Genomic DNA, 12356 nt, shown 5'->3' on the forward strand with positions numbered 1-12356 from the left:
AGAGAACATCACAGCCTCGCAAAGCTTCGATTATTTTTCTTCCGACAAATTTCGTTTAACCTGTATTCTTTCTCTTGATATTGGCTAAATTTTGGACAAGACCTTTTAAAGCGCGACATCCACAAACAGTATAACTCCAACAGTGATCTTCTTTAAGAAGGGAGACAAATATGGAAAAGTTAAACATTGCCGGCGGTGACCCCTTGCGCGGGACCGTACATATTAGTGGTGCGAAAAATAGTGCTGTGGCACTGATTCCTGCCACGATTCTCGCTGATTCTCCAGTAACCATTGAAGGCCTTCCGCATATTTCAGATATTGACACATTACGAGATCTGTTAGAAGAGATTGGCGGAAAGGTCACGTTTGAAAAAGGTGAGATGGTTGTCAATCCTGCCTCCATGATCAGTATGCCGCTTCCTAATGGGAAAGTGAAGAAACTACGAGCATCCTACTATTTAATGGGCGCTATGCTCGGTAGATTCAAGCAGGCTGTCATTGGATTGCCAGGGGGATGTCACTTAGGACCTAGACCGATCGATCAGCATATCAAAGGCTTTGAAGCACTTGGAGCCGAGGTGACAAACGAACAGGGTGCGATTTATTTGCGCGCTGAAAAATTAGTCGGAGCCCGTATTTATCTTGATGTTGTCAGTGTAGGTGCGACCATCAACATCATGCTGGCAGCCGTGCTGGCTGAAGGGAAAACAGTGATTGAAAATGCCGCAAAAGAACCCGAAATTATTGATGTAGCGACACTGCTTGCAAGCATGGGAGCTAAAATCAAAGGTGCGGGGACGGATGTGATTCGGATCGAAGGTGTGGAATCTCTTCACGGCTGCAGGCATTCCATCATCCCTGACCGCATAGAAGCAGGTACATTTTTAATTGCAGGTGCAGCGATGGGGGATGAAGTTGTGCTTGATAATGTGATCCCAACTCATTTAGAATCAATTACGGCGAAACTTAGAGAGATGGGATTCACAATTGAAACAAGCAACGATCAAATGCTGATCGTTGGCAGAAATGAAGGACTCAAGCCTGTCGATATCAAAACCCTTGTGTATCCGGGCTTTCCGACCGATCTTCAACAGCCGATGACGGCTTTGTTAACAAAAGCGAAAGGCACGAGTGTCGTGACAGATACCATTTACTCTGCCCGCTTTAAACACATTGACGAATTGCGTCGAATGGGTGCTAATATGAAGGTGGAAGGAAGATCTGCCATTATTACAGGTCAAACGCAGCTTCAAGGTGCAAAGGTCAAAGCAAGTGATCTGCGAGCAGGTGCTTGTCTCGTTGTTGCAGGGTTAATGGCAGACGGTGTGACCGAAATCACAGGGCTTGAACATATAGACAGAGGATATAGTATGCTTGAGGAGAAGCTTGAAGGCTTGGGTGCAACCATCTGGCGTGAAAAGCTGAATGACCAAGAAATAGAAGAACTTCAAAATTCATAAGGCTTTGACTGTGAGAGGAGATTTGGACAAAAATGGAAAGAAGTTTATCGATGGAACTAGTACGGGTGACAGAAGCAGCTGCATTAAAATCTGCTCGTTGGATGGGTAGAGGTTTAAAAGACGAAGCGGATGATGCTGCAACAAGTGCCATGCGTGATGTATTTGATACGATTCCGATGAAGGGAACTGTAGTCATCGGCGAGGGAGAAATGGACGAAGCGCCAATGCTTTATATTGGGGAAAAGCTTGGAAACGGATATGGACCTCGCGTGGATGTCGCTGTTGATCCATTGGAAGGAACAAATATTGTGGCAAGCGGCGGCTGGAATGCTTTAGCTGTTATCGCTGTTGCAGATCATGGCAACTTGCTGAATGCACCTGATATGTACATGGATAAGATCGCAGTAGGTCCAGAAGCGGTAGGCTGCATCGACATTGAAGCGCCTGTCATTGACAATCTTCGTGCTGTTGCAAAAGCGAAAAACAAAGATATTGAAGATGTTGTTGCGACAATTTTAAACAGAGAGCGACATGAAAAGATCATTGCTGAGCTGAGAGAAGCTGGAGCAAGAATCAAGCTGATCGATGATGGTGACGTTGCAGGAGCCATTAATACAGCATTTGATCACACAGGTGTTGATATTCTATTTGGTTCAGGTGGAGCGCCTGAAGGTGTCCTTTCTGCTGTTGCGTTAAAAGCACTTGGTGGAGAAATCCACGGTAAGCTTCTTCCACAAAATGAAGAAGAGCTGAGACGCTGTGAGAAAATGGGACTGGATGTTGGAAAAGTCCTCAGAATGGAAGACCTCGTGAAAGGCGATGACGCCATTTTTGCAGCGACAGGTGTAACAGATGGCGAGTTATTAAAAGGTGTTCAATTTAAAGGCTCTGTTGGAACAACACATAGTGTTGTCATGCGTGCGAAATCAGGTACTGTTCGGTTCGTCGATGGCAGACACAGTTTAAAGAAAAAACCGAATCTTGTCATTCGTCCGTAATCTGAAAGCGGGTATTCTTTACCCGCTTTTCATATAGGTGTCAAATATATATCATTTTCTTTTTAAAGTTGAATATTCCCTGCAAATGAGGTAAAACTAAAGAGTGCTGCGAAATTTTCTGCGAATTTACTTCTTTTAAGCTTCAACAAGTTTAAATACTGCCGCATCATGACGATATACTCATTATCCTTCTCTATGTTGACAAAGCTCAATTTCACATTGTTCCTATCTTTACGATAAAACGAGTGGGAGCGTTACCATGAGAGCGAGGTCATTCCAACAAAAACGGAATTAAAAGCTAATCAAATACAATGGTCATGCATTTGTAATGAAATACATTGACTAGAAAAGTGTGGTGTCCATATTGAAAGATGTTTCGATTTCATCTTTGGAAAATATGAAATTAAAAGAGCTGTATGAGTTAGCAAAAAAGTACAAAATCTCTTATTACAGCAAACTAACAAAAAAAGAATTAATTTTTGCCATCTTAAAGGCGAATGCTGAGCAAGAGGATCTCTTATTTATGGAAGGGGTTCTAGAAATTATTCAGTCAGAGGGATTTGGTTTCTTAAGACCAATTAACTACTCCCCAAGTTCTGAAGACATTTATATTTCAGCTTCACAAATCAGACGCTTTGATTTAAGAAATGGTGATAAGGTGTCTGGAAAGGTACGACCTCCAAAAGAGAATGAACGCTACTATGGCCTCCTTCATGTCGAAGCGGTAAATGGGGACGACCCAGAATCAGCTAAGGAACGTGTTCACTTTCCTGCACTCACGCCGCTATTCCCTGATCGTCAAATGATTCTTGAAACACAGCCTAATCACCTGTCTACTAGAATTATGGATATGATGGCGCCAGTTGGGTTTGGGCAACGTGGTTTAATTGTTGCACCGCCTAAGGCTGGGAAAACCATTTTGCTCAAAGAAATTGCCAACAGCATCTCTGAAAATCATCCAGAGGCAGAACTGATTGTTCTTCTTATTGACGAACGTCCAGAGGAAGTAACTGATATCGAACGTTCTGTTGCAGGGGATGTCGTTAGCTCAACCTTTGACGAAGTACCGGAAAACCACATTAAAGTAGCAGAGCTTGTATTAGAGCGTGCGATGCGTCTAGTTGAACATAAAAAAGATGTCATCATCTTAATGGACAGCATCACAAGGCTTGCTCGTGCATACAACCTTGTCATCCCGCCAAGCGGCCGAACGCTTTCCGGCGGTATTGATCCAGCGGCTTTCCACCGTCCAAAACGCTTCTTTGGTGCTGCGCGTAACATCGAAGAAGGTGGGAGCTTGACCATTTTAGCTACTGCACTTGTTGATACGGGATCACGTATGGATGATGTGATTTATGAAGAGTTTAAAGGAACAGGAAACATGGAGCTCCATTTAGATCGTTCTCTTGCAGAAAGAAGAATTTTCCCAGCCATCGACATTCGTCGTTCCGGTACAAGAAAAGAAGAACTGCTTGTGCCTAAAGAACATCTTGATCGTCTATGGGCGATGAGAAAATCAATGTCAGATACACCTGATTTCGCTGAGAAATTCATGCGCAAAATGAGAAAAACAAAGACAAACCAAGAATTTTTCGATATTTTAACGCAAGAGTGGAAACAAGCAAATATGTCTGCATCAAGAAGATAGCTTCCTGAAAAAATACATTTGCAATCATAGACTCACACTGTTATAATTTTATCATGTGCGTTTCAGAATTTATTCTGAGATATTAACTCTGTTTCCGAATTGGATTCAGGGCGGAAGGAGATGACAGTAGATGAAAACAGGAATTCATCCTAACTACAAAAAAGCTACAGTCAAATGCGCTTGTGGAAATGAGTTTGAAACTGGATCAGTAAAAGAAGAGGTACGCATCGAGATTTGCTCTGAGTGCCATCCTTTCTATACAGGCCGTCAAAAATTCGCTTCTGCTGATGGACGTGTTGACCGCTTTAACAAAAAATACGGTCTTAAGTAATAATAGATACAATAAACAGGCAGGAATCCGTTCTTGCCTGTTTTTTTACGTGGATTGATGGAACTTTAAAACGGGGGAGAAGACCTTATGTATGTGATGAAACAAAGCGGTTGGCTTGAAGTCATCTGCGGAAGTATGTTTTCTGGAAAGTCGGAAGAATTGATTCGGAGAGCCAAAAGAGCCACCTTTGCCAAACAAGAAGTAAAAATATTCAAACCAGCGATTGATAACCGGTATAGCACAAGCTCAGTTGTGTCACATAACGGTTCATCCGTCGATGGGATTGCAGTAACCTCACCAAAAGACATAATAACGCACATATCAGAACGAACCGATGTCATTGGCATTGATGAGGTGCAATTTTTTGATGAGACAATCATTGATATTGTCACTCAGTTGGCTGATAAAGGCTACCGAGTCATTGTTGCAGGCCTTGATCAAGACTTCAGAGGAGAGCCATTTGGTGTTGTTCCGCATTTAATGGCATGTGCAGAGCTTGTAACAAAACTTCAAGCAGTTTGTTCGGTATGCGGCTCCCCAGCGAGTAGAACACAACGCTTGATCGACGGTAAACCCGCATCCTATGATGATCCCATTATTTTAGTAGGTGCGCAGGAATCATACGAAGCACGATGCAGACATCACCATGAAGTACCAAAACTAGATGTTGGTACAACACTTGACAATTAAAAAAATAGCAAATGCCGCTGTGTTTCGTTTTTCGAGTTTTTGGCTGAACACCCATCATTTGTACTTAAATAAATTAAATAACGCTACGAAAAAATTATCTAATTTTCAACGCTTGCGTTTTGGTATAAGCAGGCATAAAATGACTAACTGTAGTGTAAAGCATTTAAACGAAAAGTTCGATTTCTTGTCATAATTTTTTTGATTAAGGATTTTTCTCCTTGATCGTTCTTTGTATTAATAGTTCACTTTATTTATATTTTAGAAAGAGGGTAGTTTTTGATGAACAACGTGAAGAAAACAAAAGAAGGGTACCTCGAAACCACTTTGACAGGTAAAGATGTATTATCGATTCCAACGTTGAACAAAGGCGTTGCTTTCTCTGAAGAAGAAAGACAAGAGCTTGGACTAGAAGGATTACTTCCTCCAACTGTTCTGACTTTAGAACAGCAAGCAGAGAGAGCATACAAGCAATTTCTAGCTCAGCCAGATCGTCTTCGTCAAAACGTATACTTAAGTGATTTGCAAAACCGTAACGAAGTATTATTCTATAAGCTTCTAACGGACAAGCTTCGTGAAATGCTTCCTGTTGTTTACACACCAACTGTTGGTGAAGCGATTCAAGAATACAGCCATGAATACAGAAGACCTCATGGTGTCTACCTTTCAATCGACAACATTGACGGTATTGAGAAAGCATTTGAAAACTTACATGCAACAGCAGGCGACATCGACCTCATCGTAGCAACTGACTCTGAGAGTATTCTTGGAATTGGTGACTGGGGTGTTGGTGGTATCAACATCGCAATTGGTAAATTAGCTGTTTACACGGCTGCAGCAGGGATTGATCCAAGCCGCGTGATTCCAGTTGTATTAGATGTTGGAACTAACAATGAAAAACTATTAAATGATCCATTGTACATCGGGAACCACCACAAACGTGTACAAGGTGAAAAATACGAAGAGTTCATTGATGCGTATGTCAAAGCAGCACTTAAATTCTTCCCGAAAGCATTGCTTCACTGGGAAGACCTTGGAAACAAAAATGCGCGTAACATCATGAAAAAATACAACGACAACATCTTAACATTTAATGATGATATCCAAGGTACTGGTGCCATTACTTTAGCGGGTGTTCTTGCAGCTGTCAAGAAAACTGGTACTCAATTGAAAGATCACCGTGTGATGATTTTCGGAGCTGGATCAGCTGGAATCGGAATCGCCGATCAAATGCGTGACACAATGGTTCTTGAAGGTCTAAGTGAAGAAGAAGCAAACAATGCATTCTGGACGTTAGACTACAGAGGATTGCTAACAGATCAGTTTGAAGATGAAGTGCTTGATTTCCAAAAACCATACCTTCGTTCTTCTGATGAAGTAGAAGGCTGGGCTCGTGATGAAAAAGGACAAATCTCATTTGCTGAAGCTGTTCGCAAGGTGAAGCCAACCATTCTTATTGGTACATCAGGTCAAGGCGGCGCATTCACTGAAGAAATTATTAAAGAAATCGCAGCTCATACAGAGCGTCCAGTGATCATGCCGATGTCTAACCCAACTCCACTTGCTGAAGCAGTACCGGAAGATCTATTCAAATGGACAGACGGTCGTGCGCTTGTTGCAACTGGAAGCCCATTCGAAAATGTCGAGTATAACGGAATTGAACATGAAATCGGACAATCAAACAATGCGTTCGTTTTCCCTGGACTTGGTCTTGGTTCAATCGTAACGGAATCAAAAATTATCACAAAAGGCATGTTCGTTGCTTCTGCAAATGCGATCGCTGAAATGGTTGATCATGAAAAACCAGGCGCTGGACTGCTTCCAAGCATTGATAAATTGCAAGAAGTATCAATCAAGGTAGCTGTTGAAGTAGCAAAAGCAGCAATTAAAGATGGTGTCGCAAGAAGAACACCTGACAACATCGAACAAGCTGTGAAAGATGCTATGTGGATTCCTGAATATAAAAAAATTGTAAGAGCATAATAAAATGTGTAATGCGGCATTGTTTCGGGTAATGTAAGCAATGCCGCTATAAAATAAGAAACATGTAAAGGATTCAAGGAGGAATAGTAAGATGGACTTTTTAAATATTTTGATCCTCCTAGCACCGATTTTTTTCGTTATCGCGCTGGGTTGGTTCGCAGGGAACTTCGGCAGCTATGACGCTAAATCTGCAAAAGGTGTAAGTACACTTGTTACAAAGTATGCTTTGCCAGCGCACTTTATCGCCAGCATTCTGTCAACACCAAAAGATAAATTCTATAGTCAAATTCCATTTTTCGTTGCATTGATTCTCGGAATCGTAGGCTTTTATATCATTATCCTTTTAGTTACGAAATTTGCTTTTAAATATGATTTAACAGATTCATCTGTTTTCTCATTAAACTCAGCACAACCGACCTTTGCATTTATGGGGATTCCGGTCTTGGGCAGTTTATTTGGGGCTCAAGAAGTTGCAATTCCGATTGCTATTACCGGAATAGTTGTAAATGCATTGCTTGATCCAATTGCTATTATTGTGTCAACTGTCGGTGAAAAAACAAAAGGAAAAGCCAAAGACGGCGAAAGTTTCCTAAAAATGACGACGAAAGCGATTTTGCACGGTTTATCAGAGCCGCTTGCGCTTGCACCGTTAGCAAGTATCATTCTTGTTCTTTTAGGATTTAAACTTCCTGAAATCGGACATGAAATGCTAGAGGAAATTGGAAGTGTGACATCAGGGGTTGCGCTCTTTGCAGTCGGTGTCACAGTCGGTATCCGCAAAATTAAACTGAGCTTACCAGCTTTCAGTATCGCATTGCTCAAAGTAGCTGTACAACCGTTACTTATGTATTTTATCGCCATTCTTATGGGTCTTTCGGCGGATGAAATTACAAAAGCTGTATTGCTTGTTGCCTTCCCAGGTTCAGCTGTTGCGGCCATGATCGCCACTCGATTTGAGAAACAGGAAGCAGAAACAGCATCGGCATTTGTGATCAGTGCGATCATGTCACTCATTACATTACCGATCATTATTGCACTTACCGTATAATATAGTAGAAAGGCTGCCTTATAGGCAGCCTTTCTTAGCGAAATGAATGAAACAGAGGGAAGAGCACACGCTTTTTTTTCATGTCGGGGTGTGCCTTTTCCTTTTCTTCTTCTTTTGATGGTTTTGGTTTTGTCAATGTGGCTGTGAGGCGTTCTAATTTTGCAGTTAATTCTTCAATTTCTCTTCTGTGCTGGAGGAGCTGGTAGGAAACGCCTTCATCTGCTTTCTTAGCGAGTTTCCGTTCTATTTCTTGGAAACGGGCTTCAATATGACTGACATGTGATTGCTCTTGAAGGAGCTGTTTCACTTGTTCTTCTAAGGCTTCTATCCGTTTTGATGAGTCAGAAGTTTCTACAGTAGGTGATAATTGCTGGGCGGTTTCTTCATGGATCGGCAGTCTAATGTCATGGAGAATCACACCTTCGTTCATTTGGTGTTGGACCTCTTTGAGCAGCTGGACAATGTCATCATGAAATTCGTAATGTCCAAGTTCATTCCGGGCGACAGGGATGTTGAGCTGTTTAACCCAGCGCTGAATGGTTTTTGAAGATACACCAATTTCCTTTGCAACCTCATTTGTATTCAAACCAAATGCCCTCCCTTTTTTCAATTACAAGTACCATTCTCTTTCGTGAGCATCCGTTCCTTCACGTTAGACAAAACAAGTAACCAATCGCCAAAGATCGTGTTTTCTAGTGAAAAATTGCAGAAAATCAATTGTTTTGGAAATTTTTTTGACTGTCATACCCCGCTATACTATAATTAGACTGTTACGCACAAAACAGAGGTGAAGACCATGTTAGACCGTTTAAAATCAATTGAAGAACGCTATGAAAAGCTAAATGAATATTTAAGTGACCCTGAAGTGGTGAACGACCCTAAGAAGCTTCGTGAATATTCGAAGGAACAATCTGATATTCAAGAAACTGTTGAGGTATATAGACAATATCGTGCGGCATATGATCAGCTAAGTGATGCGAAAGCCATGCTGGAAGATAAGCTCGATGCCGATATGCGCGACATGGTCAAAGAAGAAATTTCAGAGCTCACAGAGGAAACAGAACGTTTAGAAGACGAGCTGAAAATCTTGCTCATCCCGAAAGATCCGAATGACGATAAGAACGTTATTGTGGAGGTTCGTGGTGCAGCGGGCGGAGAAGAGGCTGCGCTGTTTGCAGGAAACCTGTACCGTATGTACAGCCGTTATGCTGAAATGCAAGGCTGGAAAACGGAAGTCATGGAAGCGAGTGTCACTGGAACTGGCGGTTATAAGGAGATCATCTTTATGATTAGCGGTAAAGGTGCATATTCTAAACTAAAGTTTGAAAACGGTGCACACCGCGTGCAGCGTGTTCCTGAAACTGAGTCAGGCGGCCGTATTCATACATCAACAGCGACAGTTGCTGTATTACCAGAAGCTGAGGAAGTTGAAATTGATATCCACGAAAAAGATATTCGTGTGGATACATTCGCATCAAGCGGACCAGGGGGACAAAGTGTTAACACCACAATGTCTGCTGTTCGTTTGACTCACCTTCCAACAGGTGTAGTGGTTTCCTGTCAGGATGAGAAATCACAAATCAAAAACAAAGAAAAAGCGATGAAAGTTTTGCGTGCGAGAATTTATGATAAATTCCAGCGTGAAGCACAAGCTGAATATGATCAAACCCGTAAATCTGCTGTTGGAACAGGGGATCGTTCAGAGCGTATCCGTACGTACAATTTCCCGCAAAACCGCGTGACGGACCACCGTATCGGATTGACGATTCAAAAGCTTGATCAAATTTTAGAAGGAAAACTTGACGAGGTCATTGATGCATTAATTATGGAAGACCAAGCAAGAAAACTTCAAAATGCAAAATAAAGAGCGAACGATCTTTGAAGCCCTTAAATGGGCTTCTTCTTTGTTAACGGAAGCGGGCAGAGACCAAAACGCAGCAGAGTTAATGTTGATGCATGTGCTTGGATGGAGCAGAAGTGAACTTCTTGCCCGTTTTCATGATCCACTGCCAGAGGAGCAAGATTCACAATTCAGCAAGTTCGTCGCACAGCACAAGTGTGGAGTGCCTGTGCAGCATTTAACGGGTGTTGAATTTTTTTATGGGCGTCCTTTTGAGGTAAACAAACACGTTCTGATTCCTCGTCCTGAAACGGAGGAAGTGGTGCTGGCGGCATTAAACATGATGAATCGTGTGTTTCCTGATGATCAGCCGCTCAAAGCTGTTGATGTTGGAACAGGTAGCGGTGCAATTGCGATTACGTTAGCTCTTGAAAAAGAATCTCTCACTGTGACAGCGACGGATATTTCACATGAAGCACTTGAAGTAGCAAAGCGAAATCAAGAAGCGCTTGGTGCAGACGTTCATTTTGTCCAAGGGGATTTACTTGAACCGATTATGGCTCAAGGCATCAAAGTCGATGTGTTTATTTCCAATCCGCCTTATATTGCGGCAGAAGAAATGGATGGTTTATCAGAGGTTGTCACAAAGCATGAACCTGTCAATGCGCTGACAGATGGGCGTGATGGCCTGTGGTTTTATGAGCGTATCGCCTGTGATCTCCACAAGGTACTTCATCAGCAAGCAGTGGTTGTCTTTGAAATAGGACATACACAAGCACAAGATGTAAAAGCGCTTCTTTTGCAGGCGTTCCCTTCAGCTGATGTTCATATCATCAAGGATATCAACGGAAAGGATCGAGCGGTTTGCGCACACATTCAAAACGGAAGTCCGGCTGAATAAAGTCGGACTATTTTATTATGTAAAGATGAAACTTATGGTAAAAGGGAAACGTATATATAGAAGAATGAACATTCTGATCATGATTTTTTACATAAATTTGTTTTGAAGGAGCGAATGGTGTGAACAGAAGGTATGCGATGGTGTTGGTCATCGTCAGTGTACTATTGATTGTGAGTGCTTGCGGTAAACCAAGCTTTAAAAAAGAAGCAGCAGCATTTGGAGAAAACTATAAAAAAGCACAATACACAGTGAATCGGACGGATGACCTATCTGACATGAAGGAGAAGTTGAAGGATTATTTAACCGAGCATGAATATCAAGAATATACAGAAGACAGCATGTTTCCAAGTGTATTAGAAGCAGCAAAAGATCAAGATTGTCAAATTAAACTGAAAAAAATTACGTTTACACCTTCAGATGAAAGCGATGACAGGATTGAATTTGACTATGAAATGATCATTCAATTTATTGACCATAAAGGAAAGGTCAAAAAGGAAATTGAGAAAAAAGGTGCAATGACAGTTATCAAAACAGATTCGGGATTAAAAATCAGCCGAGATTGGGATGGGAGACTGTACCCGTCCGATTACCAATCCTCACTAAAAAGCCGTTCATAAGTTGTTGAATGGCTTTTTTGCATGCAGAAAAAACATTGATTCGCTCACCTCATGTAGTTGTTTTTTACTCATAATCTATTAAAAAAATCATTTTTGCTGTTTATGAGATGCGTTTCCTGGACACAATGTTTGTAGCGAAGAGAAAAAGTGGGGGGAACACATTATGTTCAAAAGTAAAATGATGATTTGTCTTTATATGTTTCTATTATTATGTGGTGCTTTTGTAAACCTTGGAAAAGAGGAGACGGCGGCTGCTTCTGCCAATCAGCCTGTTGTGATTCCAGATGAAGCCATTCGTTTACGCATTTTAGCCAACAGTGACCGGTCGGCAGATCAAGATGTGAAACGAAGTATTCGAGATGAGGTCAATGCCAATATAACGGAGTGGGTGAAAGACCTCACATCCATTGAAGAAGCTAGACGTGTGATTCGTTCAAAGCTTCCAGACATCAATCGTATTGCCAAAGCAAAATTAAAGGAACAACACATTGATCAATCCGTATCGGTCAGCTTTCAAAAAGCCTCATTTCCAACAAAGCTATATGGCAACTTTGTTTATCCTGCTGGGAAATATGAAGCCATTTTGATTACGTTAGGGGAAGGAGACGGAGCCAATTGGTGGTGTGTGTTATTCCCACCTCTCTGCTTTATCGATTTTTCAAACGGAGAAGCGATCGCCTCACCAGAAGGAGATGATAAAGAGCAGGTAGCCGCAGAGCCATCAAATGAATCTGTCAATGAAGTGGTAAAAGAAGAAGAGACGGGTGAAGTGAAATTCTTTCTGTTCGAATGGGTCTCTAGTCTTTTCTCTTAAAAAAGGTCTAAATCTGTTTTTGCCTCATA

Annotated in this window: 12 protein-coding genes; 11 read left to right on the plus strand and 1 reads right to left on the minus strand. The window is 41.7% G+C overall.

Going from position 1 to position 12356, the window contains the following annotated elements:
• Positions 1-170: 170 nt before the first annotated feature.
• The 7 genes from ASG46_RS08735 (at position 171) to ASG46_RS08765 (ending at position 8155) form a co-directional block, all read left to right on the plus strand.
• Positions 171-1460 (plus strand): UDP-N-acetylglucosamine 1-carboxyvinyltransferase, encoded by a 1290-nt coding sequence (locus ASG46_RS08735; RefSeq protein ID WP_007497673.1) that lies wholly within the window; start codon positions 171-173, stop codon positions 1458-1460.
• A gap of 32 nt (positions 1461-1492) precedes the next feature.
• Positions 1493-2458 (plus strand): class II fructose-bisphosphatase, encoded by a 966-nt coding sequence (glpX, locus tag ASG46_RS08740; RefSeq protein ID WP_024718763.1) that lies wholly within the window; start codon positions 1493-1495, stop codon positions 2456-2458.
• A gap of 364 nt (positions 2459-2822) precedes the next feature.
• On the plus strand, positions 2823-4106 hold the full coding sequence (gene rho / locus ASG46_RS08745; RefSeq protein WP_007497667.1) for a transcription termination factor Rho: 1284 nt from the start codon (positions 2823-2825) through the stop codon (positions 4104-4106).
• Positions 4107-4236: 130 nt separating this feature from the next.
• The gene (gene rpmE, locus ASG46_RS08750; RefSeq protein WP_003215407.1) at positions 4237-4437 is read left to right on the plus strand and encodes a 50S ribosomal protein L31; all 201 of its coding nucleotides are present in this window, start codon (positions 4237-4239) and stop codon (positions 4435-4437) included.
• An 87-nt stretch (positions 4438-4524) separates the two neighbouring features.
• Positions 4525-5127: a thymidine kinase gene (locus ASG46_RS08755; RefSeq protein WP_007497666.1), complete on the plus strand. Its 603-nt coding sequence runs from the start codon at positions 4525-4527 to the stop codon at positions 5125-5127.
• Positions 5128-5406: 279 nt separating this feature from the next.
• Positions 5407-7107 carry an oxaloacetate-decarboxylating malate dehydrogenase gene (gene malS, locus ASG46_RS08760; RefSeq protein ID WP_024718762.1) on the plus strand — a complete coding sequence of 567 codons (1701 nt, stop codon included), beginning with the start codon at positions 5407-5409 and terminating at the stop codon, positions 7105-7107.
• Between the two features lie 91 nt (positions 7108-7198).
• Positions 7199-8155: an AEC family transporter gene (locus tag ASG46_RS08765; RefSeq protein WP_007497662.1), complete on the plus strand. Its 957-nt coding sequence runs from the start codon at positions 7199-7201 to the stop codon at positions 8153-8155.
• A 34-nt stretch (positions 8156-8189) separates the two neighbouring features.
• Here ASG46_RS08765 and racA read toward each other — a convergent pair whose 3' ends face one another.
• Positions 8190-8741, minus strand: a complete 552-nt coding sequence (gene racA, locus ASG46_RS08770) for a chromosome-anchoring protein RacA (RefSeq protein ID WP_056704212.1) — start codon at positions 8739-8741, stop codon at positions 8190-8192.
• Positions 8742-8951: 210 nt separating this feature from the next.
• Here racA and prfA point away from each other — a divergent pair, with 210 nt between their 5' ends.
• From prfA to spoIIR, 4 genes are all read left to right on the plus strand, one after another.
• Positions 8952-10019, plus strand: a complete 1068-nt coding sequence (prfA, locus tag ASG46_RS08775; protein ID WP_008343422.1) for a peptide chain release factor 1 — start codon at positions 8952-8954, stop codon at positions 10017-10019.
• Positions 10009-10896 carry a peptide chain release factor N(5)-glutamine methyltransferase gene (prmC, locus tag ASG46_RS08780; RefSeq protein WP_056704213.1) on the plus strand — a complete coding sequence of 296 codons (888 nt, stop codon included), beginning with the start codon at positions 10009-10011 and terminating at the stop codon, positions 10894-10896. Before prfA ends, prmC begins: the two co-directional genes overlap by 11 nt.
• Positions 10897-11033: 137 nt before the next feature.
• Complete coding sequence (locus ASG46_RS08785) at positions 11034-11513, plus strand: hypothetical protein (protein ID WP_019743247.1); 480 nt, start codon at positions 11034-11036, stop codon at positions 11511-11513.
• Between the two features lie 163 nt (positions 11514-11676).
• Positions 11677-12327, plus strand: a complete 651-nt coding sequence (gene spoIIR, locus ASG46_RS08790; RefSeq protein ID WP_056704214.1) for a stage II sporulation protein R — start codon at positions 11677-11679, stop codon at positions 12325-12327.
• The last annotated feature ends 29 nt before the right edge of the window (positions 12328-12356 follow it).

It is taken from the genome of Bacillus sp. Leaf49 (assembly GCF_001426125.1).
In the GTDB taxonomy this organism is placed as follows: domain Bacteria; phylum Bacillota; class Bacilli; order Bacillales; family Bacillaceae; genus Bacillus; species Bacillus altitudinis.